Raw genomic sequence first — 20,442 nt, forward strand, 5'->3', positions numbered from 1 at the left:
GCCGGGCGACTACTGCTTGATGACGTACGAGCAGCCCTTCGCGTTCTTCAGGCCGTCGCTCTCGGCGACCACCTTGCCGTCCACCTTGATGGAGCACGGCGCTGACACCAGCATGCCGTCGGCGCCCGTGATCGAGCCCGGGACCACGCTCACCAGGTAGCCCAACTTCTGCTCCGCGGCGGTGAGTTCGGCGGTGCCCGACTTCGTCCACGGCAGGGTCTGCTGCTCGAAGCCGCTGCCGATGCCGCTGTACATGACTGCCGTCTTGCCCGTGCCGCCGACCTCCAGGACCACCTCGTGCGTCGCGCCGCCGGTCTTGGCCGCCGGCGCGGAGGAGGCGGGGGCGGCGCTCTGGGAGGCCGCGGGCTTGCCGTTGTCGGCGGCCGGCTTCGGGGTGTCGCTTCCGCAGCCGGTCAGCAGCAGGGCGGCTGCCGCGCACAGCGTCATCCCGGTCATCGTCCGTCGCATGGTGCCTTACCTCGTTCTTGGTCGTTCGTCGTTCGTTCGATCACTGAGATGCCGTCACGTCCCTTACCGGTTCCATACATTGGCCGCATGACGAAACGCGCACGGTCCTTCGACGCCGCCGCCGCGCTCTACCGCGCGAACCGGCCCGGCTACCCGCCCGCCCTCTTCGACGCCGTCGAGGAACTCGCCGGGCGCCCGCTCGCCGGGGCGCGCGTGGCCGACGTAGGCGCGGGGACCGGGATCGCCACCGCGCTGCTGCGGGAACGCGGGGCCGAGGTCCTGGCCGTGGAGCCCGGGGACGGGATGGCCGCCGAGTTCCGGCTGGCGAACCCGGGGATCCCGGTCGTGCGCGGGGACGGGGACCGGCTGCCGCTGGCGAGCGCCGCGTTCGACTTCCTCACGTACGCCCAGGCCTGGCACTGGACCGACGCCGCGCGCTCGGTCCCCGAAGCCCGGCGCGTGCTGCGGCCCGGCGGCGCGCTCGCGCTCTGGTGGAACGACATGGACACCACCGTCCCCTGGATCGCCGAACAGGACGAACGGCTGCGCGCCTTCTTCGGGGTGACCGGGCTGCCCACCCGCGAGTCCATGGAAGGGCTGGCCTTCACCACCCGCGAGGTGCGGTGGTCCCGGCGGATCCCGCTGGCCACGCACCTCGCCAACCACGCCAGCCACTCCGCCTTCCTCCTGCTCGGCGAGGACGACACGCGGGCGTTCCTCGACGCCGAACGGGCCCGGCTGGCGCCCCTCTTCCCCGACGGCACGGTCGAGGAGTGCTACGTCGTCACGCTCCGGGTCGCCGTCATGTGAGAAGGCGGCGCCCACGGAGTGGACGCCTCCGGGCCGCGTCGGAGAGGTTGACCCGCATGACTTCCTTCATGCGGGTGTTCTACGGCGCCAATGACCTGCTGGCCTTCTTCCTGGAGCTCGGGGCCCTCGCCGCCCTCGCCTGGTGGGGCTGGACCCGGGACATCGGCCGGGTCTGGTCCATCGGGCTCGCCGTGGCCGGCCCGGCCGCCGCAGGCGTGCTGTGGGGCGCCTTCGCCGCACCCAAGGCGGCCTACCCCGTGCCGCTCGCCGCCCAGCTCGCCGTCAAGGCCGTGGTGTTCGGGGCCGCCACCCTCGCGCTGTACGCCGTGGGGTGGCGGACCGGGGCCCTGTGGTTCGGCGGGGTCGTGCTGGTGAACACCGCCGTGGTGACCTATCACCGCACCCGCGGCTGAAGGACCTCCGCCCGGCAGGCCGACGGCGTGCCCCAGGCGTCCCGCAGCGGGCGGGCCTTGCGCAGCCACAGGGAGAGGTCCAGCTCCTCCGTGTAGCCCACGGCGCCGTGCAGCTGGAGGGCGCTCATCGCCGCCGCGTACGCCGCCTCGCCCGCGGTGAGCTTCGCCGCCGCCACGTCCGCCGGGGACAGGGACAGCGCCGCCGCCCACAGCAGGGGCCGGGCGAACTCCAGGCCCAGCAGGGTGTCCGCCAGCCGGTGCTTGACCGCCTGGAAGGAGCCGATCGGGGTCCCGAACTGGGTGCGCTGCTTCGCGTACTCCACCGTGCGGGCCAGCAGCGCCTCGCCCGTGCCCAGGCACTGGGCCGCCGTCAGCAGCCGCGCCCAGCGCCCGGCCGTCTCCGCCGCGGCGGAGACGGCCGGGCCCGTCGCGATCAGGGCCCCGGCCGCCGGCAGGCGGGAGAGCCTGCGGGCCGGGTCGAGGGAGGCCTGCCGTTCGGCCGCGATGCCGTGGGTCAGGCGGAGCTCGCCCGCCGCCGACACCGTGAAGCAGTACGTCGCCGCGTCCGCGTCCAGGGCGTACGGGCTCCCGCCCGGCAGGGTCAGGGTCGCGGAGGCCTCGCCCGCGGCCAGCGCCGGGAGGAAGCGCTTCGCCAGCGCCTCGTCGCCGAGCTCGGAGAGCAGTACGGACACCGCCGCGCTCTCCACCACCGGGCCCGGCACCCCCGCCCGCCCCAGCTCCACGAAGCCCAGGGCCAGCTCCAGCGGCAGCAGGCCCGCCCCGTCGTACTCCTCCGGCACGGCCAGCGCGAACAGGCCCGTGTCCGCGAGGCGGGCCCACACCGCCCGCCCGGGGTTCAGGTCGCCGGCCGCCCAGGCCCGTACCGCCGCCGGCACGTCGGCCGCCCCCAGCAGGGAGCGCAGCGTACGGGCGAAGTCCGACTGCTCGTCGGTCAGCAGGAAGCGCATCAGCGGCGGCCCTTCGGGAGGCCGAGCAGCCGCTCGGCGATGATGTCGCGCTGGATCTCGTTCGTGCCCGCGTAGATCGGCCCGGCCAGCGAGAAGACCCACGGCTCGGCCCACTCGCCGTCCGCCAGCTCCGCGTCCGCGCCGAGCAGGTCCAGGGCGGTCTCGTGCAGGGCGATGTCGTACTGGGACCAGAACACCTTGTTCAGGCTGGACTCGGCGCCGATGGTCTCGCCCGCCGCGAACCGGGAGGCGTTGGCCCAGGTGAACAGCTCGTACGCGCGCGCCCCGACCACCGCGTCCGCCACCCGGTCCCGCAGCGCCGTGTCGGCGGGGTCGCCGGCCGCCTCCCACAGGGTGCGCAGCCGGCCGGCGGCCGCCAGGAACCGGCCGGGGGAGCGCAGGGTGAGCCCCCGCTCGTTGCCCGTGGTCGACATCGCGATCCGCCAGCCCTGCCCCGGCTCCCCGATCACGTCCTCGTCCGGTACGAAGACCTGGTCCAGGAAGAGCTCCGCGAACGCCGGCTTGCCGTCGAGGCGGCCGATGGGCCGCACCGTCACCCCCGGCGCCCGCAGGTCGAACATCAGGTACGTGAGCCCCTGGTGGGGTTTCGGGGTGTCCGGGTCGGTGCGGAAGATGCCGAACGCGCGGTCCGCGAAGGCCGCCCGCGAGGACCAGGTCTTCTGCCCTGACAGCAGCCAGCCGCCCTCCGTGCGCACCGCCCGCGAGGTCAGCGAGGCCAGGTCGGAGCCCGATTCCGGCTCCGACCAGGCCTGCGCCCAGATCACCTCGCCGCTCGCCATGGAGGGCAGCACCCGGGCCCGCTGCTCGGAGGTGGCGTGGTCGAACAGGGTGGGGGCGAGCAGGTTGATGCCGTTCTGGGAGACCCGGCCGGGGGCGCCCGCCGCCCAGTACTCCTCCTCGAAGACCAGCCACTTCACGATGTCGACGCCCCGGCCGCCGTACTCCTCGGGCCAGGACACCACCGCCCAGCGGTCCGCGTGCAGCCGCGCCTCCCACTCCCGGTGCGCGGCGAAGCCCTCCCGCGTCTCCAGCGAGGGGAGCGGGTCGGCGGGCACGTGGGCGGCCAGCCAGGCCCGTGCCTCGGCCCGGAAGGCCTCCACGTCCGTACTCTGTGTGAGGTCCATCAGGCGTTCGCCTCCTTCATCGCCGCTATGTTCATGCCGCCGAGGGAGTCCGCCGCGGTCTCCGCGTTGTGGGCGTGCGCCAGGTGGTGCAGGCCGAAGACCGAGTCCATGCCGGTGTGCAGGCCCTGGAGGTCCTCGGCCTGGTTGACGGCCCGCTTGGTCAGCGCCAGGCCGAAGCCCGGCATCTCGGCGATGCGCAGCGCCAGTCGGTCGGTCTCGGCCGCCAACTCCGCCCGTTCCACGACCCGGTTGACCATACCGACCTCGTACGCCCGGCGGGCCGGCATCCGGTCGCCCGTGTACAGGAACTCCTTCGCGATCCGCGGCGGCATCGCCCAAGGGTGCGCGAAGTACTCGACGCCGGGGATGCCCATCCGGACGACCGGGTCGGCGAAGAAGGCGTCCTCGCTCGCCACGATCAGGTCGCAGACCCAGGCCAGCATCAGCCCGCCCGCCACGCACGCCCCCTGCACCGAGGCGATCACCGGCTTCGGCAGCTCCCGCCAGCGCCGGCACATCCCCAGGTACACCTCCGACTCGCGGGCGAAGCGGGACTCGGCGCCCCTGCGCTCCGAGTGGTCCCACCACAGCCCGGCCCGCCGCTCGAAGGGCAGGTGGGCGTCGCGCTCCGGGGTGCCGATGTCGTGGCCGGCGGAGAAGTGCTCACCGGCCCCGCCCAGGACGACCACCTTCACCTCGGGGTCGTCGGCGGCGCGGTAGAAGGCGTCGTCGAGGGCGTACGTCATCGCGCTGTTCTGCGCGTTGCGGTAGCGGGGGCGGTTCATGGTCACGTACGCGACCGGGCCGCGGCGCTCGTAGAGCACGGGGGTGTCGCGGGTGGCATCGGGCATCCCTGGATCCTTCCCTAACAAGTGTTTGGTAGGTTAACGTACGGCCATGAGCAGCGTCGAGGAGTTCCGCACCGAGGTTCGGAGTTGGCTACGGGCCCACCTCACCGGCGAGTTCGCCGCCCTCAAGGGCCGCGGCGGACCGGGCCGGGAGCACGAGGCGTTCGCCGAACGCCTCGCCTGGGAACGGCACATGGCGGCCCACGGCTGGACCTGCATCGGCTGGCCCGTCGAGCACGGCGGCCGCGGCGCGAGCACCGAGGAGCAGATCGCCTTCCACGAGGAGTACGCCCTCGCGGACGCCCCCGCCCGCGTCAACCACATCGGCGAACAGCTCCTCGGCCCCACCCTCATCGACCACGGCACCGAGGAGCAGAAGCACCGCTTCCTGCCGCCCATCCGGGCCGTGGAGGAGCTGTGGTGCCAGGGCTACAGCGAACCCGACGCCGGCTCGGACCTCGCCGGCGTCCGCACCCGCGCGGCCCTCCGGGACGGGCAGTGGGTGATCGACGGGCAGAAGACGTGGACCTCCCTCGCCCACGAGGCCCAGTGGTGCTTCGTCCTCGCCCGCACCGAACCCGGCTCGCACCGCCACGCGGGCCTGTCCTACCTCCTGGTCCCCATGGACCAGCCCGGGGTCGAGGTCCGGCCCATCGTGCAGCTCACCGGCACCTCCGAATTCAACGAGGTCTTCTTCGACGGCGCCCGCACCGACGCCGCCCACGTCGTCGGAGCCCCCGGCGACGGCTGGACCATCGCCATGGCCACCCTCGGCTACGAACGCGGCGTCTCCACCCTCGGCCAGCAGGTCGGCTTCCGCCGCGAACTCGAGGCCCTCGCGGAGCTGGCCCGCACCAACGGCGCCATCGCCGACCCGCTGATCCGCGACCGCCTCGTCCAGGCCTGGATCGGCCTGGAAACCATGCGCGCCACCGCCCTGCGCCCCACCGCGCCCTCCGTGGCCAAGCTGTACTGGGCCCGCTGGCACCGCGACCTCGGCGAACTCGCCATGGACGTCTGCGGAGCCCCCTCGCTCCTCGCCGCCGGCGCGCACGGGGACCCGTACGACCTCGACGACTGGCAGCGGCTCTTCCTCTTCTCCCGCGCCGACACCATCTACGCGGGCTCGGACGAGATCCAGCGCAACCTCATCGCCGAGCGGATCCTCGGCCTTCCCAAGGAGGTACGGGCGTGAACACCCCCACCTACGTCCCCGGGCACGACCTGCTGAAGGGCCGGACCGCCGTCATCACCGCGGCCGCCGGAGCCGGCATCGGCGGCGCCACCGCCCGCCGCTTCCTGGAGGAAGGCGCCCGCATCGTCATCGGCGACGCCCACGCCCGCCGCCTCAAGGAGACCGAGGACGCCCTCGCCGCCGAGTTCGGCGCCGACCGCGTCACCTCCCTCCCGTGCGACGTCACCGACGAGGAACAGGTCCAGGCCCTCTTCACGCTCGCCGAACAGACCCACGGCGCCCTCGACATCGTCGTCAACAACGCCGGCCTCGGCGGCACCGCCGCCCTCGTCGACATGACCGACGAACAGTGGGGCCGCGTCCTCGACGTCACCCTGAACGGCACCTTCCGCTGCACCCGCGCCGCGCTGCGGTCCTTCAAGGCAGCCGGCACCGGAGGCGGGGTCATCGTCAACAACGCCTCCGTCATCGGCTGGCGCGCCCAGACCGGCCAGGCCCACTACGCCGCCGCCAAGGCCGGGGTGATGGCACTGACCCGCTGCGCCGCCCTGGAGGCCGCCGAGTTCGGCGTACGGATCAACGCGGTCGCCCCGAGCCTGGCCATGCACCCGCACCTGGTGAAGGTCACCAGCGAGGAGCTGCTCGCCGAACTCACCTCCCGCGAGGCCTTCGGCCGGTACGCCGAGCCCTGGGAAGTCGCCAACGTCATCGTCTTCCTCGCCAGCGGCTACTCGTCGTACATGACGGGCGAGACGGTGTCGGTCAGCAGCCAGCACGCGTAGCCGCAGAATGGGCCCGTGCCAACGAACAAGAAGAAGACCCAGGTGACGGCCTCGCCCGAGCGGCGCCGCGAACTCCTCGACACCGCAGCCGAGGTCTTCGCCGCGCAGGGCTACAACGCCACCACCGTCCGCAAGATCGCCGACGCCGCCGGCATGCTCGCCGGCAGCCTCTACTACCACTTCGATTCCAAGGAATCGATGCTCGACGAGATCCTCTCCGCCTTCCTGAACGAGCTCTGGGAGGGCTACGACACCGTCCTCGACGCCGGTCTCGGCCCCAGGGAGACCATCGAGGCCCTCGTCACCGAGTCCTTCCGGGAAATCGACCGGCACCGCGCCGCCGTCGCCATCTACCAGAAGGAAGCCCGCACCCTCTCCGCGCAGCCCCGCTTCCACTACCTGTCCGACTCGCAAGTGAAGTTCGAGAAGGCCTGGCTGGGAACGCTGGAGCGCGGGGTCGCGGCCAAGGTCTTCCGCGCCGACCTCGACATCCGCCTCACCTACCGCTTCGTGCGCGACACGGTGTGGGTGGCGGCGTCCTGGTACCGGCCGGGCGGACAGCACAGCCCCGAAGAGATCGCCCGCCAGTACCTGTCGATGGTCCTGGACGGAATCGCCCTACGCACCTGACTGAAGGAGTCCCGATGCCCGAGGCCTACATAGTCGAAGCGGTACGCACCCCCGTGGGGCGGCGCAAGGGCGGCCTGTCCGCCGTGCACCCCGCCGACCTGGGAGCGCACGTCCTGAAGGCGCTGGTCGAGCGGTCCGGGGTGGACCCGGCCGCCGTGGAGGACGTGGTGTTCGGCTGCCTCGACACCGTCGGGCCGCAGGCGGGCGACATCGCGCGGACGGCGTGGCTGGCGGCGGGCCTGCCGGAGGAGGTGCCCGGGGTGACGGTCGACCGCCAGTGCGGGTCCTCGCAGCAGGCGGTGCACTTCGCGGCGCAGGGCGTCCTGTCCGGCACGCAGGACCTGGTGGTCGCGGGCGGCACCCAGAACATGTCGATGATCCCGATCGCCTTCGCCTCGCGGCAGGCGGCGGAACCGCTGGGCTTCACGGAAGGCCCGTACCTGGGCTCGGAGGGCTGGCGGGCCCGCTACGGCGACGCGCCCGTCAACCAGTTCCACGGCGCGCAGCTGATCGCGGAGAAGTGGGGCATCACACGCCGCGACATGGAGGAGTTCGCACTCCGCTCCCACCAGCGGGCGCTGCGGGCCATCGACGAGGGGCGGTTCTCGCGTGAGACGGTGGCGTACGGGGACGTGACGGTCGACGAGGGCCCGCGGCGGGACACCACCCTCGAGAAGATGGCGACGCTGAAGCCGGTCGTCGAGGGCGGCACCATCACCGCGGCCGTCTCCTCCCAGGTCTCGGACGGCGCGGCCGCGATGCTGATCGCCTCCGAGCGCGCGGTCCGCGAACACGGCCTGCGGCCTCGCGCCCGGATCCACCACCTCTCGGTACGGGGCGAGGACCCGATCCGCATGCTGTCGGCGCCGATCCCGGCGACGGCGTACGCGCTGAAGAAGACCGGCATGTCCCTGGCCGACATCGACCTGGTCGAGATCAACGAGGCGTTCGCGCCGGTGGTACTGGCGTGGCTGAAGGAGACCGGAGCCGACCCCGAGCGGGTCAACGTCAACGGCGGGGCGATCGCCCTCGGCCATCCGCTGGGTGCGACCGGGGTCAAGCTGATGACCACCCTCCTCCACGAACTGGAGCGCACCGGGGGCCGGTTCGGCCTCCAGACCATGTGCGAGGGGGGCGGCCAGGCCAACGTGACGATCATCGAACGCCTTTAGCCTGCGGCGCCGCTGGGTTTTCCCCTGGGCGGGACCGGCCGGTTGGGGCGGCTCCCCTGCCGGGGCTCCGCCCCAGACCCCGCTCCTCAAACGCCGGAGGGGCTGGGGGTTGCCCCTGGGCGGGGTCTCGTTCTGCGGCTGCTGCGCGGTGTCCCGGCAACGCAGCCACCCCGGGGCGGCCAGGCCCCGCCCAGGCCAGCGGGCCGGCCGGGCAGGGTTACGCCGCGCGCACCAGGCCCGCCTCGTGGGCGAGGATCGCGGCCTGGGTGCGGTTCGAGAGGTCCAGCTGCGTGAGGATGCGGGAGACGTACGTCTTCACGCTCGCGGGGGAGAGATGCAGGGCTTCCGCTATCTGCTGGTTGGTGCGGCCCTCGCCGACCAGCGCGAGGACACCCCGTTCGCCGGGGGAGAGGGACTCCAGGCGTTCCGCGTGGTCGGGGGGCTCGGGGCGGGACTCGGTGGCGCGGTCCAGCAGGGCCCGCATCACCGCAGGGGCGAGCGCGCTGCCGCCCGCCGCGACCGTGCGGATGCCCGCGAACAGTTCCTCCGGCCGCAGATCCTTCAGCAGGAACCCCGCCGCCCCCGCCCGCAGCGCGTCCAGGACCAGGTCGTCCGCCGTGTACCCGGTCAGGACCAGCACCCTCGGCGGCTCCGGCAGCCGCAGCAGCTGGAGGGTGGCCTCCATGCCGTCGACCTTCGGCATGACCAGGTCCATCAGCACCACGTCCGGCCGCTGCTCCCGCGCCAGCGGCACGGCCTCCGCGCCGTCCTGTGCCTCGGCGACCACTTCGATGTCCGGCGCGCTCGCGAGCAGGGTGACCAGCCCGGTCCGTATGAGGCTCTGGTCGTCGACCACCATCACCCGGATCGCCATGGTTCTCCCCGCCTCAGCTGAATGCCCGTCTTATGCCGGACATTACCGGCATACCTGGGCTTAAGTCCCCGTAACCCTCCCTGGTCAGTCCCCTTTTGTGCTCCTCCTTGTCCTCTTTCGGCGACTTCGGCGGCACCCGTCCGTCCCGGACGGTGGATACCGAGGCCGAGAGCGCTACGGCGCAAGCGGCCTTGTCCATGCCCCCGAAGTCAGGAAACCCGCATGTCTCTCCCGTCTGGTCGTCACGCCCGCCGCAGCCGCACCCGTGCCCTCGCCGGCCTCGTCGTGGCCGGTATCGCCGCCCCCGCCGCGGTCGCCCTCGTGGCACAGCCCGCGGCCGCCGCGTCGACCGGCACCTGGGACAAGGTCGCCCAGTGCGAGTCCTCCGGTGACTGGAGCATCAGCACCGGCAACGGCTATTACGGCGGCCTCCAGTTCTCTCCGAGCACCTGGGCCGAGTTCGGCGGCAAGAAGTACGCGCCGCAGGCCAACCAGGCCACCAAGGCGCAGCAGATCGCCGTCGCCGAGAAGGTCCTCGCGGTCCAGGGCCCCGGCGCCTGGCCCAGCTGCGGCAAGGCCGCCGGCCTCCAGCGCGGCGGACCGGCCCCCGAGGTGCCCGCCGCCCCCGCCAAGCAGTCCGCCCCGGCCAAGCAGAGCGCCCCGGCCGGCGGTGGCAGCACCTACACCGTGGTCAGCGGTGACACCCTCGGCCGGATCGGCGCCAAGGTGGGGGTCGACTGGCAGAAGCTGTACTCCGACAACCGCTCCGTCATCGGCGGCAACCCGGACGTGATCATGCCGGGCCAGCGCCTCGCGTACGGATCCGCCTCCAGCGGTGCGAGCAAGCCTGCCGTGCCGAAGCCCACCGCCCCGCAGTCCTCCAAGGCGGAGAGCGGCAACGGCAAGGGCGCCAAGCCCGTTTCCGGCGGCTCGGTCAGCGCCCGCTACGGCCAGCCCGGCAGCTGGGCCGCCGGCCACCACACCGGCATCGACTTCGCCGTCTCCACCGGCACCCCGGTCAAGGCCGCCGCCGCCGGCACCGTCGTCGACTCCGGCTGGCAGGGCTCGTACGGCAACGCCGTCACCATCAAGCACGACGACGGCCGCTACTCCCTCTCCGCCCACCTCTCCAGGGCCGGTGTCTCCGAGGGCCAGCGCGTCTCCGCCGGCCAGCAGATCGGCCTGTCCGGCAACACCGGCAACTCCACGGGCCCGCACCTCCACTTCGAGGTCCGCTCCGGCAACACCTACGGCGCCGACGTGAACCCCGTCTCCTGGCTCGCCAAGTACGGCGTCTCCCTCTAAGCGCAGGGCACCGTCCCCCCGGGATGCCCGTTCGGCGGAACTTGGGCAACCTGGGGGGACGTTTGCGTACATAAGGGTGCATCAGAGGGGGATTGCGGCATGCAGCTCGTGCCCGGCCGGATCGGACACTTCCTGGAGCGCGTGCCGCGCCTGCTGACCGGCGAGGGCCCCGGCGCGCCCGATCCCGGGCGCGCCCGCCGGGTCGACCTGTGCCTGATCGCCCTCTGCGGGCTGCTCAGCACCCTCAACCTCCAGGACGTCCACCGCATCGGCCTGGTGGACGACTACGCCACCAGCCTGGCCGTCGGCTGGCTCACCGCCGCCTCCCTGTTCTGGCGCCGGTCCCACCCCTGGATCCCGGCCGCCGTGGCGCTGGCCGCCACGCTCGTCTCCGACGACCGGGGGCCGCTGATCTTCGCCGCGTACGCCCTCGCCGCGTACGGCCGGTCCCACAGCTGGATCGGCCTGCTGTGCATGTGCGTCGTCTACGTCGTCACGCGCGACATGTTCCTGCCCGCCGGGTACGCCGGGCGCGACCCCGCCTCCTTCGTCCTCGGCGCGATCCTCGTGCCCGGCCTCTACGGGGAGACCGTGCGCCGCAACCGGTACGTGATGGCCGCGCTCCGGGAGCGGGCCCGGCAGGCGCACGCTGCCGTGGACCAGGCCGCCGACCTGGCCGTCGTACAGGAACGCACCCGTTTGGCCCAGCGCACCCACGACGGTCTGGGCCACCGCCTCACCGCGCTCACCCTGCAGGCCGCCGCCCTGCGCCTGGACGCCGAGGCGGATCCCCGCGTACGGGAGGGCGCGGCGGCCGTGGAGGAATCGGCGCGGGCCGCGATGGCCGAGGTCAGGGAGGTGCTGGACATGCTGACCGATCCGGCCGGGAGGCGCGCGTACACCGCCCCCGTCGAGGTGGGCCGCTTCCTGGGCGCCCTGGCCCGGAACATGCGCGCCACCGGCATGGAGATCACCCACCAGGTGCAGCCGGGCCTCGGCGCCTTCCCGGCGGCCGACGGGCGGCTGCTGCTGCGGATCGCCCGGGAGGGGCTCACGAACGCAGCGAAGTACGCGCCCGGCTCAGCCGTACGGATGAATCTCTTCGCCGAGGACGGGCAGGTCCGGCTCGAGGTGGTGAACACCGCCCCGGAAGGCGAGCGGATCGTCCTCGACTCGGGCGGGATGGGCCTTCCGGGCCTGCGGGCCGCCCTGGCCGAGGTGGGCGGCACGCTGCGCGCCGGAACGACCAAGGGCGGAGGTCACACCCTCGCGGCGGCGCTCCCCGACCGGCGTGTGCTAGCTTAGGGGTGTTGCAGTTGTGGTACCCATGAACTTTATGTGCGCCTGACGGGAATGTTCCTCAGGCGCTTTTATTGTTTTTCCCGGAATCTCCGGGTGGGGCCCTTGCCACCTACTCAGGAGATTCAAAATGGCACTTGGCACCGTGAAGTGGTTCAACTCGGAAAAGGGCTTCGGCTTCATCGAGCAGGACGGTGGCGGTCCGGACGTGTTCGCCCACTACTCGAACATCGCCACCCAGGGCTTCCGTGAGCTCACCGAGGGCCAGCGCGTGTCCTTCGACGTCACCCAGGGCCAGAAGGGCCCCCAGGCGGAGAACATCATCCCCGCCTAATTTCTTCAGCATGCCGGGGTCCGCACCGCGAGGTGCGGGCCCCGGCTTGTCTGCTGTCTCGACCTTTGTTTTACCTGCCGGTTTCAGGAGGGCTTTCTCGCATGACCAGCTCCAGCTCCGCACGACCCAGCCGCCGCCCCACCCGGGGTCGAGGTGCGGCCCAGGGACGTCCGAAGGCTGGCGCGGGACGGCAGAAGTCCGCCCCCGCCCCCCGGCCCCAGGAATTCACCATGCCCGAACCGATGGCCCCGGCGCTGCCGCCGGTCACCGCGTTCGAGGACATGGACATGCCCGAGGCGCTGCTGAAGACCCTCGCCGCCCAGGGCGTCACCGAGCCGTTCCCGATCCAGGCCGCGACGCTGCCGAACTCCCTCGCGGGCCGTGACCTGCTCGGCCGCGGCCGCACCGGCTCCGGCAAGACGCTGGCCTTCGGCCTGGCGCTGCTGGCCCGTACCGCCGGCCGCCGCGCGCAGCCGAAGGCGCCGCTCGCGATGGTCCTCGTACCGACCCGCGAACTCGCGCAGCAGGTGACCGACTCCCTGGCCCCGTACGCCACGGCCGTCAACCTGCGCATCGCGACCGTCGTCGGCGGCATGTCGATCAACCGGCAGTCCGGCGCGCTGCGCCGCGGCGCCGAGGTGCTCGTCGCCACCCCCGGCCGTCTCAAGGACCTCATCGACCGCGGTGACGCGGACCTCTCGCAGGTCTCCATCACCGTCCTCGACGAGGCCGACCAGATGACCGACATGGGCTTCATGCCGCAGGTCACCGCCCTGCTCAAGCAGGTCGAGCCCGGCGGCCAGACCATGCTGTTCTCGGCCACGCTGGACAAGAACATCGACAAGCTCGTCAAGATGTTCCTCGACGACCCGGTCGCCTTCTCCGTCGACCCGTCCGCCGGCGCGGTCAGCACGATGGAGCACCACGTCCTGTACGTCATGGACGAGACCGACAAGAAGGCCGTGGCGACGCGCATAGCCGCCCGCGACGGCCGGGTGATCATGTTCGTGGACACCAAGCGCGGGGTCGACCGCCTGGTCAAGAAGCTCCTCGCGGATGGCGTGCGCGCCTCCGGCCTGCACGGCGGGCGCTCGCAGCCGCAGCGCAACCGCACGCTCGACTGGTTCAAGACGGGCGAGGTCACCGCGCTCATCGCCACCAACGTGGCCGCGCGCGGCATCCACATCGACGACCTCGACCTCGTCGTCAACATCGACCCGCCGACCGACCACAAGGACTACCTGCACCGCGGCGGCCGTACCGCCCGCGCCGGCGAGTCCGGCAGCGTGGTCACCCTGGTGCTCCCCGACCAGAAGCGGGACATGACCCGCCTGATGTCGGACGCCGGGATCTCCCCGCGGACCGCGCAGATCAAGTCCTCCGACGAGGAACTGGCCCGGCTGACCGGCGCCAAGGAGCCCTCGGGCATCCCGGTGGTGCTGGAGGTCCCGCAGCAGACCCCGCCGAAGCCGCGCAGCGGTTCCGGTTCGGGCTCCGGCTCGCGCCGTCGCTCCGGCGGGCCGCGCACCGGCTCCGCCACGGGCGGCGCCCCGGCGAACGGCGGCCGCGGCCGCCGCTCCGCCGGCGGCGGCTCCGGGCAGGCCCCGGCGGCCTCCGGTTCGGGCCAGGCCCGGCGCGGCGGCCAGGGCGGTGGCGGCGCGGCGACCAGCTCCGGTTCCGGCGAGCGCGGCCGGCGCTCCGGCGGCGGCGCCTCGGGCGGCGCCGCCGCGGCCTCCGCGCGCAGCCGCGTCGGCTCGGGCGGCCAGGGCCGCCGCCGGGCGGTCTGACCGCATAAGATCGCGACACTACGCCGGGCAGTGCTTCTCTCACTGCCCGGCGTAGTGCTGTCCGCCCGAGGAGCTAGCGGACCATCTTGTTCTGCAGCTTCGCCAGCGTCCGCAGGTCCAGGCCGAGGCCGTCCGTCAGATAGCCGTAGAAGCTGCCGTAATCGGCCTCCATCTGCGCCGTCGCCGCGTCCAGGTAGTCCTGGCGGACCTCCTGGAGCGGGATCAGCAGGTCGGGGTTCTGCATCCGGCCCGACTGCTTGAGGCCGGCCCGCACCTGTGCGTCGTACGCGGCGCGGAAGGTGTTCGACGCCAGGTAGTCGCCCTCGGCGGTGCTCTCGGGGACGGCCAGCGCGCGCAGCAGGACGTAACTCATCCAGCCGGTCCGGTCCTTGCCGGACGTGCAGTGGTACAGGAGCGGTCCCTGCGTGCCGTCCGCTATCTCCCGCACGGTCTGCGCGAACTGCGCCCGGTTCTCGGGGTTGGTCACGAAGTTGCGGTAGATGTCGCGCATGTAGGCCTCGGCGCGGCCGCCGCCGAGCATCTGCTCCTGCTTGACGGGGTCGCCGCTGGCGATCGCGCCGACGAGGGTTCCGTACAGGCCGAGGTCGTTGACCGGGCGCGCGGTGGGGGCGAGTCCGGCGGGCAGCTTGTCGGCGCCGTCGTACTGGAGCTCCATGGGGACGCGGAAATCGACGACCTTCGTGAGGCCGAGACCGGAGACGGCTGAGATGTCCGCCGCGGTCAGCTTGCTCAGTGCGTCGGAGCGGTAGACCAGGCCCTGGCGGACCTGGCCTCCGGTCCAGGTGCGGTAGCCGCCCAGGTCGCGGAAGTTGACCGCGGCCTGGAGGGGGATCTGGCGGATCGGTTCGGCCTGGTAGTGCTGGTGGTGCCGGGCACTGACCCCGGCTCCGGGCGCCGCCACCGCGTACGCGGAGGCGGGCAGGGTCCCGATGACGAGTGCTGCGGCGGCCGCCGCGGTCGCCAGGCGGATTCGGGCACGGCTCATATGTGCGACTCCTGTGACGGAGAAGGGGGATCACCCTGGTGGTGGCAGGGTGCGGAGCGAGTGCAGTTCTTCGAGTGCCTGTCGTGCTTCGGCCATGACGCGGGAGACGAGCTCCGCACAGGACGGGAGATCGTCGATCACCCCCGCGACCTGGCCCGATGCCATGACTCCGAGGTCCGTACGGCCCTCGACCATGGACGCCTTGAGGAGCATCGGGGTATTCGCGGCGAGCAGGACCTGGCTCCAGGACAGGTCCTTGCCGTGTTTCATCGCCAGGCCGTCGCGCACCATCTGCGACCAGCTCAGGCCGGACAGCTTCTTGAAGCCCGCCGCGTGGCGCACGGCCCGGGCCAGCGCCCTGGTGCGGCCCGCCCGCTCCAGGGAATCGACCAGCTCCGTACGCAGCATCCGGTGCGGCAGGCCGTCGACGGCCGTGGTGACGGTGACGTCCTTGACGGTGGCCTTCAGGTACTCGGCCTTGACCGCGTCCGGGACGGTGGAGTCGGACGTCAGCAGGAACCGGGTGCCCATGGCGATGCCCGCCGCCCCGTAGGCCAGCGCCGCGACCAGGCCGCGGCCGTCGCTGAAACCGCCCGCCGCGACCACCGGGATGTCCACTGCGGACACCACCTGCGGCAGCAGCACGGTCGTGGCCACGTCCCCGGTGTGACCGCCGCCCTCCCCACCCTGCACGATCACCGCGTCGGCGCCCCACGCGGCCACCTTCTCGGCGTGCCGCCGGGCCCCGATCGACGGGATGACGACCACGCCCGCGTCCTTGAGCCGCGCGATCAGCTCCTTGGACGGGGCGAGGGCGAAGGAGGCGACGCGTACGCCCTCGTCGATGATCAACTGGGCGCGCTCGGCCGCGTCCCCGGCGTCCGCGCGCAGGTTGACCCCGAAGGGAGTCCCTTCCGGGACCCGGGACTTGACCTCGCGGACCGCTGACCGCAGCTGCTCCACGGTCATCGTCGCCGAGGCCAGGATGCCCAGGGCTCCCGCGTTCGCCGCCCCCGACACCAGGCGGGGGCCGGCGACCCAGCCCATGCCCGTCTGGACGATCGGGTACTCGACGCCGACCAGTTTGGTGAATGCCGTCTCCATCGAACCCATCGGATCAGCCCCGGACTTCCCGGTCCCGCAGGCCCTTGGGGTCGATGACTTCGCGGATCAGGCGCAGCTCCTCGGGGGTCGGCTCCCGGGTGTACGGGACCTCGCCGGCGATCGCCAGCTCGAAGCCGGTGGCCTCCCGGACCTGGTCGACGGTGACCCCCGGGTGCACGGAGGCCAGGCGCATCGAGTGGCCGGGGCCGGTGAAGTCGAAGACACCGAGGTCGCTGACGACGCGGGGCAGGCGGTGGTAGCGGGTGGCCGAGGGGCCGGCCGCTTCGGCACGGTCGTAGCCCACGCCGCTGACCATGTCGACGCGCTCGACGAAGACCCGGGTGGAGTGCTTGGGGATCCAGTAGCTCACCGGGTTGTTGAGGGTGTTGACCGGGGCTCCGCGCACTCCCAGGAGCTGGCGGGCCGGCTGCGCCCAGTCGCCGATGCAGGAGATGTTCTGGTTGCCGAAGCGGTCGATCTGGCTGGCGCCCATCATCACGTGCCGCCTGCCGCCGGTGACCATGGTCAGGTGGCGCCGGTACGGGAGCCAGCCCTCGGCGGAGCCGTCGAGTCCGACGAGCATGGCCTCGCCGTCGGTCAGCAGCAGGTCGGGGGAGAAGGTCCGCTTCGCGAGCCGGGCGCCGAAGGAGGGGATCAGGCCCATCGGGCTGGCGAGCACCTCGCCGTTGTCGCGCCAGGCCTCGGCGCAGGCGATCACGCAGTATTCGGCCCGGGTGATGGTCGCGATGGTCACTGCTGCTCCTCGTGCCAGGTCCGGACGGCGGACTGGTAGTCGTGCTCGCTCGCCCCGGAGAGGAAGCGCGCGGCGAACTCGGGCCAGGGGGTGGACGCGTAGAGCTTCTGGAAGGGCTCGTCGCGGCCGTAGTCGGGGACGCAGGAGGTGAAGTGCGCCCCGTTCGGGGTCTCCACGACCCCGGTGACGGAGTGGCGGCTGACGAGGAGGGACTGCGGGGGGCCGGACTTCGAGAGCTCGGCGGTCTCCACGAGCTGCTCGCAGGAGACGTAGGCGGCGTCGGCGGCCTCGCAGAACAGGTCGTCGAAGTACGGGTCCGGGCCCAGGTACTGGGCGTTGCCGAGGCGGTCGGCGCGGTTGAGGTGGACCAGGGCGGCGTCCATCCGCAAGGCGGGGACGGCGACGAGCTCCTCGCCGTCGGCGTAGGGGGAGGTGACGGTGCGCAGCTCCGGGTTGACCCGCATCACGTCGGAGCCGAGGCCGGCCCGGACGGGGAGGAAGGGCAGCCGGTTCGCGGCGGCGTGCAGGCCCCACATGAACATGGCCTCGTCGAGCTCGGTGAGGGTGAAGGCGGCGCGCTCGCGGGCGGCCCGGAAGTGGGGCTCCAGGGGGATGGAGTCGAGGGTGGCGAACGGGGCGACGAGCTTGCGGATGCGGCCGGCGGCGGCCAGCAGCCCGACGTCGGGGCCCCCGTACGAGATCACGGTGAGATCGGTGATCTCGGAGCGGAGCAGTGCCCGCACCAGGGCCATGGGCTTGCGCCGGGACCCCCAGCCGCCGATGCCGATGGTCATCCCGCTGCGGAGCTGCCCGACGACCTCTTCCGGGCTCATGGTCTTGTCCGTCATGCGCTGTGTCCCTGTCCCTTCCCGAAGGTGTCGCGGACCCGGTCGGCCACCCCGCTGAGGTTGGCCTCGAAGGTGAAGCCCTGCTCGAAGCGGTAGCTGCGGCGCACGTCGACGGGGTCGATGCCGTTGATGGCCGCCTTGGCGAGCCGGATGAGGTAGCCGTCCTTCCTGGCGATCTCGGCGGCCAGTTCCAGGGCGGCCGCGCGCAGTTCGTCCCGCGGGACGACCTTCCAGACCGAGCCGTGCGCGTGCAGTTCGGCTGCGGTCGCGGTGCGCGAGGTGTAGTAGAGGGCGCGCATCAGGTGCTGCGGGACCAGGCGGGCCAGGTGGGTGGCGGCGCCGAGGGCGCCCCGGTCCAGTTCGGGCAGGCCGAAGGTGGCGTCGTCGGAGGCGACGATCGCGTCCGCGTTGCCGACGAGGCCGATGCCGCCGCCCAGGCAGAACCCGTTCACGGCCGCGACGACCGGCACCTCGCACTCGTACACGGCGGCGAAGGCCTCGTAGCAGCCCCGGTTGGCGCCGATGAGGGAGGCGTGCCCGGTGTCGCGCTGCATCTCCTTGATGTCGACGCCGGCGTTGAAGCCGCGTCCTTCGGCGGCGAGGACCACGCACCGGGTCTCGGGGTCGCGGCCGGCGGCGCGCAGGGCGTCGGCGAGGTCGTACCAGCCCTGCACGGGCAGTGCGTTGACGGGCGGGAAGTCGACTGTGACGAGTGCGATGCCCTTGTCCGGGCTTGAGGTGGAGACACCCATGAGCGGATCAGCTACCTTTCCACCAAACATTTGTTAGGTGAGGAAGGTAGCAGCCTATGGAGCTCGACGGGAGGGTTGTCGTCGTCACCGGAGGAACCCGGGGCGTCGGCGCCGGAATCGCCCGGTCGTTCCTCACGGCCGGCGCGGAGGTCGTCGTCTGCGCGCGGCGGCCCCCTGAGGAGCCGGTGGCGGAGGGCGGGCGGAAGGCCTCGTTCATGCCGCTGGACCTGCGCGATCCGGCCGCCGTGGAGGAGTTCTTCGGCGCCGTCGCGGGCCGCTACGGGCGGCTCGACTGCCTGGTCAACAACGCGGGCGGGACCCCGTACCGGCTGCTGGGGGAGGGGGAGGCGCAGCGCCACGCGCGGGTCGTCGAGCTCAACCTGGTCGCGCCGATGACCGCCTCGATCGCCGCCCGCCCGTGGCTGCGGCAGACGCGGGGCTCGATCGTGATGATCGGCAGCGTCAGCGGGACCAGGCCCTCGCCGGGGACGGCCGCGTACGGCGCGGCCAAGGCGGGCCTGGAGAACCTGGCCCGCTCCATGGCCGTGGAGTGGGCGCCCGAGGTGCGGGTGAACTCGCTGGTCCTGGGCATGGTGCGGACCGAGCTGTCCCACCTGCACTACGGGGACGAAGCGGGCGTCGCGGCGGTCGGCGCGACCGTGCCGCTGGGGCGGCTCGCGGAACCCTCCGACGTGGGCGAGGCCGCCGTGTTCCTGGCCTCGGACCGGGCCGGATACGTCAGCGGGGCGAGCCTGCTGGTGCACGGGGGCGGGGAGCGCCCCGCGTTCTTGGATGCGGCAACTGTCAACAAGGAGAGCTGAGATGGGACTTGCCGAGGGCCGTGTGGTCATCGTGACGGGCGCGGGGCGGGGGCTGGGCCGGGCCCACGCGCTGGCCTTCGCGGCGGAGGGGGCGAAGGTCGTCGTCAACGACCTCGGGGTGGGGCTGGACGGCCTGCCTGGCCCGGACTCCCCGGCGGCCCGGGTGGTCGAGGAGATCCGCGCGCTGGGCGGGGAGGCGGTGGCGCACGGCGGGGACATCGCGACGTCGGAGGGCGCGTCCTCGCTGGTCGCGGCGGCGGTATCCGAGTACGGGCGGCTCGACACCCTGGTCAACAACGCGGGGTTCCTGCGGGACCGGATGCTGGTCAACCTGGACGAGGACGACTGGGACGCCGTCATGCGGGTGCACCTGAAGGGCCACTTCCTGCCGCTGCGGGCGGCGGCCGCGTGGTGGAGGGCGGAGGCGAAGGCCGGCCGGCCGGTGGCGGCGCGGGTGGTCAACACCTCCTCGGGTGCCGGGCTGCTGGGCTCGGTCGGGCAGGGCAACTACAGCGCGGCGAAGGCGGGCATCCTCGGCCTGACCCTGGTCGCGGCCGAGGAGATGGGCCGGTACGGGGTCCAGGTCAACGCGATCGCCCCGGCGGCACGGACCCGGATGACGGAACAGGCCTTCGCGGAAACCATGGCCGCGCCGGGGGAGGGGGCCTTCGACGCGATGGCTCCCGAGAACGTGTCCCCGCTGGTGGTGTGGCTGGGTTCCGACGCCTCGGCCGGCGTCACGGGCCGGGTCTTCGAGGCGGAGGGCGGCCGGATCACGGTCATGGAGGGCTGGCGCCCGGGCCCCACGGCGGACCGCGGGTCGAGGTGGACCCCGGCCGAGGCGGGCGAGGCCGCGGCGAAACTCCTCGCGGCGGCGGAGGCGCCGCGGGCGGTGTACGGGGCGAGGTAGGGGGTACGGGCTCATGCGCGTGCGGGACTTTTACCCCCTCGGGGCGGGGAGGCGGGGCGGTGTTTGCCCACCCTCCCCCGGCTGCGGGCCGGGACTCCGGCGGGCGGGGTCCGGCCTGGCCTGAATCAGAGAAGGCGCGGGGGGTTTCCCGTCAGTCCCATAGTCCTTCCGTGTCGGGCCGGCCTGTAAAGGGCGCTCCTCCTTCGTCGTCGCGTCG

At 72.7% G+C, this 20,442-nt stretch carries 22 protein-coding genes; 12 read left to right on the forward strand and 10 right to left on the reverse strand.

Annotated features, from left to right (window positions below):
- Positions 1–9: 9 nt before the first annotated feature.
- Positions 10–468 (reverse strand): hypothetical protein, encoded by a 459-nt coding sequence (locus AB0O21_RS28240; RefSeq protein WP_365175515.1) that lies wholly within the window; start codon positions 466–468, stop codon positions 10–12.
- Between the two features lie 87 nt (positions 469–555).
- On the opposite strand from AB0O21_RS28240, the gene AB0O21_RS28245 reads away from it, so the two are divergent.
- Both AB0O21_RS28245 and AB0O21_RS28250 read left to right on the forward strand, forming a co-directional pair.
- Positions 556–1,278, forward strand: coding sequence for a class I SAM-dependent methyltransferase (locus AB0O21_RS28245; protein WP_365175517.1), 723 nt, complete (start codon positions 556–558; stop codon positions 1,276–1,278).
- 56 nt (positions 1,279–1,334) lie between these two features.
- Positions 1,335–1,691: a YrdB family protein gene (locus AB0O21_RS28250; RefSeq protein WP_365175519.1), complete on the forward strand. Its 357-nt coding sequence runs from the start codon at positions 1,335–1,337 to the stop codon at positions 1,689–1,691.
- Here the strand turns inward: AB0O21_RS28250 and AB0O21_RS28255 are convergent.
- Genes AB0O21_RS28255 through AB0O21_RS28265 form a run of 3 tightly spaced genes read right to left on the reverse strand, consistent with a single transcriptional unit; the run spans position 1,673 to position 4,655 of the window.
- A complete protein-coding gene (locus AB0O21_RS28255; protein WP_365175521.1) occupies positions 1,673–2,659 on the reverse strand; it encodes an acyl-CoA dehydrogenase family protein in 987 nt (328 codons plus the stop codon). The two genes, AB0O21_RS28250 and AB0O21_RS28255, sit on opposite strands and share 19 nt — an antisense overlap.
- Positions 2,659–3,804 (reverse strand): acyl-CoA dehydrogenase family protein, encoded by a 1,146-nt coding sequence (locus AB0O21_RS28260; protein WP_365175523.1) that lies wholly within the window; start codon positions 3,802–3,804, stop codon positions 2,659–2,661. Before AB0O21_RS28260 ends, AB0O21_RS28255 begins: the two co-directional genes overlap by 1 nt.
- On the reverse strand, positions 3,804–4,655 hold the full coding sequence (locus tag AB0O21_RS28265) for an enoyl-CoA hydratase (protein ID WP_365175525.1): 852 nt from the start codon (positions 4,653–4,655) through the stop codon (positions 3,804–3,806). The genes AB0O21_RS28260 and AB0O21_RS28265 overlap by 1 nt, the downstream gene beginning before the upstream one ends.
- Before the next feature lie 46 nt (positions 4,656–4,701).
- Here AB0O21_RS28265 and AB0O21_RS28270 point away from each other — a divergent pair, with 46 nt between their 5' ends.
- The 4 genes from AB0O21_RS28270 to AB0O21_RS28285 are packed head-to-tail and all read left to right on the forward strand — an operon-like array spanning position 4,702 to position 8,431.
- Entirely contained in the window at positions 4,702–5,847 is a 1,146-nt protein-coding gene (locus AB0O21_RS28270) for an acyl-CoA dehydrogenase family protein (RefSeq protein ID WP_365175527.1), read from the forward strand.
- Positions 5,844–6,629, forward strand: a complete 786-nt coding sequence (locus tag AB0O21_RS28275; RefSeq protein WP_365175529.1) for an SDR family oxidoreductase — start codon at positions 5,844–5,846, stop codon at positions 6,627–6,629. Before AB0O21_RS28270 ends, AB0O21_RS28275 begins: the two co-directional genes overlap by 4 nt.
- A gap of 15 nt (positions 6,630–6,644) precedes the next feature.
- The gene (locus AB0O21_RS28280; RefSeq protein WP_365175531.1) at positions 6,645–7,259 is read left to right on the forward strand and encodes a TetR/AcrR family transcriptional regulator; all 615 of its coding nucleotides are present in this window, start codon (positions 6,645–6,647) and stop codon (positions 7,257–7,259) included.
- Positions 7,260–7,273: 14 nt separating this feature from the next.
- Entirely contained in the window at positions 7,274–8,431 is a 1,158-nt protein-coding gene (locus AB0O21_RS28285) for an acetyl-CoA C-acetyltransferase (protein ID WP_365175533.1), read from the forward strand.
- 217 nt (positions 8,432–8,648) lie between these two features.
- Here the strand turns inward: AB0O21_RS28285 and AB0O21_RS28290 are convergent, their stop codons facing one another.
- On the reverse strand, positions 8,649–9,305 hold the full coding sequence (locus AB0O21_RS28290; protein ID WP_365175535.1) for a response regulator transcription factor: 657 nt from the start codon (positions 9,303–9,305) through the stop codon (positions 8,649–8,651).
- Between the two features lie 222 nt (positions 9,306–9,527).
- Between AB0O21_RS28290 and AB0O21_RS28295 the strand changes: the two genes are divergently transcribed.
- The 4 genes from AB0O21_RS28295 (at position 9,528) to AB0O21_RS28310 (ending at position 14,030) form a co-directional block, all read left to right on the forward strand.
- On the forward strand, positions 9,528–10,610 hold the full coding sequence (locus AB0O21_RS28295) for a peptidoglycan DD-metalloendopeptidase family protein (protein WP_365175537.1): 1,083 nt from the start codon (positions 9,528–9,530) through the stop codon (positions 10,608–10,610).
- Positions 10,611–10,709: 99 nt separating this feature from the next.
- Positions 10,710–11,915: a histidine kinase gene (locus AB0O21_RS28300; protein ID WP_365175539.1), complete on the forward strand. Its 1,206-nt coding sequence runs from the start codon at positions 10,710–10,712 to the stop codon at positions 11,913–11,915.
- Positions 11,916–12,039: 124 nt separating this feature from the next.
- Positions 12,040–12,243 (forward strand): cold-shock protein, encoded by a 204-nt coding sequence (locus AB0O21_RS28305; protein ID WP_030028954.1) that lies wholly within the window; start codon positions 12,040–12,042, stop codon positions 12,241–12,243.
- Between the two features lie 101 nt (positions 12,244–12,344).
- Positions 12,345–14,030: a DEAD/DEAH box helicase gene (locus tag AB0O21_RS28310; protein ID WP_365175541.1), complete on the forward strand. Its 1,686-nt coding sequence runs from the start codon at positions 12,345–12,347 to the stop codon at positions 14,028–14,030.
- Between the two features lie 73 nt (positions 14,031–14,103).
- On the opposite strand, the gene AB0O21_RS28315 is transcribed toward AB0O21_RS28310, so the two are convergent.
- The 5 genes from AB0O21_RS28315 to AB0O21_RS28335 are packed head-to-tail and all read right to left on the reverse strand — an operon-like array spanning position 14,104 to position 18,494.
- Positions 14,104–15,036: a tyrosine-protein phosphatase gene (locus AB0O21_RS28315; protein ID WP_365175543.1), complete on the reverse strand. Its 933-nt coding sequence runs from the start codon at positions 15,034–15,036 to the stop codon at positions 14,104–14,106.
- Positions 15,037–15,066: 30 nt separating this feature from the next.
- Positions 15,067–16,140, reverse strand: coding sequence for a nitronate monooxygenase (locus AB0O21_RS28320; protein ID WP_365175545.1), 1,074 nt, complete (start codon positions 16,138–16,140; stop codon positions 15,067–15,069).
- A gap of 13 nt (positions 16,141–16,153) precedes the next feature.
- Positions 16,154–16,894 carry a CoA-transferase gene (locus tag AB0O21_RS28325; protein ID WP_365175547.1) on the reverse strand — a complete coding sequence of 247 codons (741 nt, stop codon included), beginning with the start codon at positions 16,892–16,894 and terminating at the stop codon, positions 16,154–16,156.
- Positions 16,891–17,742, reverse strand: coding sequence for a CoA-transferase (locus tag AB0O21_RS28330; RefSeq protein WP_365175549.1), 852 nt, complete (start codon positions 17,740–17,742; stop codon positions 16,891–16,893). The genes AB0O21_RS28325 and AB0O21_RS28330 overlap by 4 nt, the downstream gene beginning before the upstream one ends.
- Positions 17,739–18,494: an enoyl-CoA hydratase family protein gene (locus tag AB0O21_RS28335; protein WP_365175551.1), complete on the reverse strand. Its 756-nt coding sequence runs from the start codon at positions 18,492–18,494 to the stop codon at positions 17,739–17,741. The genes AB0O21_RS28330 and AB0O21_RS28335 overlap by 4 nt, the downstream gene beginning before the upstream one ends.
- A 56-nt stretch (positions 18,495–18,550) precedes the next feature.
- On the opposite strand from AB0O21_RS28335, the gene AB0O21_RS28340 reads away from it, so the two are divergent.
- Both AB0O21_RS28340 and AB0O21_RS28345 read left to right on the forward strand, forming a co-directional pair.
- Complete coding sequence (locus tag AB0O21_RS28340; protein ID WP_365175553.1) at positions 18,551–19,315, forward strand: SDR family oxidoreductase; 765 nt, start codon at positions 18,551–18,553, stop codon at positions 19,313–19,315.
- Between the two features lies 1 nt (position 19,316).
- A complete protein-coding gene (locus AB0O21_RS28345; protein WP_365175555.1) occupies positions 19,317–20,225 on the forward strand; it encodes an SDR family oxidoreductase in 909 nt (302 codons plus the stop codon).
- Positions 20,226–20,442: the final 217 nt, after the last annotated feature.

Origin of the sequence: Streptomyces sp. NPDC091371 (genome assembly GCF_040684275.1) — a bacterium.
In the GTDB taxonomy this organism is placed as follows: domain Bacteria; phylum Actinomycetota; class Actinomycetes; order Streptomycetales; family Streptomycetaceae; genus Streptomyces.

Excerpts from the sequence above, each read along its gene's own strand:
- AB0O21_RS28240 (WP_365175515.1), bottom strand. The coding sequence starts at position 468 with ATGCGACGGACGATGACCGGGATGACGCTGTGCGCGGCAGCCGCCCTG.
- AB0O21_RS28245 (WP_365175517.1), top strand. The coding sequence starts at position 556 with ATGACGAAACGCGCACGGTCCTTCGACGCCGCCGCCGCGCTCTACCGC.
- AB0O21_RS28250 (WP_365175519.1), top strand. The coding sequence starts at position 1,335 with ATGACTTCCTTCATGCGGGTGTTCTACGGCGCCAATGACCTGCTGGCC.
- AB0O21_RS28255 (WP_365175521.1), bottom strand. The coding sequence starts at position 2,659 with ATGCGCTTCCTGCTGACCGACGAGCAGTCGGACTTCGCCCGTACGCTG.
- AB0O21_RS28260 (WP_365175523.1), bottom strand. The coding sequence starts at position 3,804 with ATGGACCTCACACAGAGTACGGACGTGGAGGCCTTCCGGGCCGAGGCA.
- AB0O21_RS28265 (WP_365175525.1), bottom strand. The coding sequence starts at position 4,655 with ATGCCCGATGCCACCCGCGACACCCCCGTGCTCTACGAGCGCCGCGGC.
- AB0O21_RS28270 (WP_365175527.1), top strand. The coding sequence starts at position 4,702 with ATGAGCAGCGTCGAGGAGTTCCGCACCGAGGTTCGGAGTTGGCTACGG.
- AB0O21_RS28285 (WP_365175533.1), top strand. The coding sequence starts at position 7,274 with ATGCCCGAGGCCTACATAGTCGAAGCGGTACGCACCCCCGTGGGGCGG.
- AB0O21_RS28290 (WP_365175535.1), bottom strand. The coding sequence starts at position 9,305 with ATGGCGATCCGGGTGATGGTGGTCGACGACCAGAGCCTCATACGGACC.
- AB0O21_RS28295 (WP_365175537.1), top strand. The coding sequence starts at position 9,528 with ATGTCTCTCCCGTCTGGTCGTCACGCCCGCCGCAGCCGCACCCGTGCC.
- AB0O21_RS28300 (WP_365175539.1), top strand. The coding sequence starts at position 10,710 with ATGCAGCTCGTGCCCGGCCGGATCGGACACTTCCTGGAGCGCGTGCCG.
- AB0O21_RS28305 (WP_030028954.1), top strand. The coding sequence starts at position 12,040 with ATGGCACTTGGCACCGTGAAGTGGTTCAACTCGGAAAAGGGCTTCGGC.
- AB0O21_RS28310 (WP_365175541.1), top strand. The coding sequence starts at position 12,345 with ATGACCAGCTCCAGCTCCGCACGACCCAGCCGCCGCCCCACCCGGGGT.
- AB0O21_RS28315 (WP_365175543.1), bottom strand. The coding sequence starts at position 15,036 with ATGAGCCGTGCCCGAATCCGCCTGGCGACCGCGGCGGCCGCCGCAGCA.
- AB0O21_RS28320 (WP_365175545.1), bottom strand. The coding sequence starts at position 16,140 with ATGGAGACGGCATTCACCAAACTGGTCGGCGTCGAGTACCCGATCGTC.
- AB0O21_RS28330 (WP_365175549.1), bottom strand. The coding sequence starts at position 17,742 with ATGACGGACAAGACCATGAGCCCGGAAGAGGTCGTCGGGCAGCTCCGC.
- AB0O21_RS28335 (WP_365175551.1), bottom strand. The coding sequence starts at position 18,494 with ATGGGTGTCTCCACCTCAAGCCCGGACAAGGGCATCGCACTCGTCACA.
- AB0O21_RS28340 (WP_365175553.1), top strand. The coding sequence starts at position 18,551 with ATGGAGCTCGACGGGAGGGTTGTCGTCGTCACCGGAGGAACCCGGGGC.
- AB0O21_RS28345 (WP_365175555.1), top strand. The coding sequence starts at position 19,317 with ATGGGACTTGCCGAGGGCCGTGTGGTCATCGTGACGGGCGCGGGGCGG.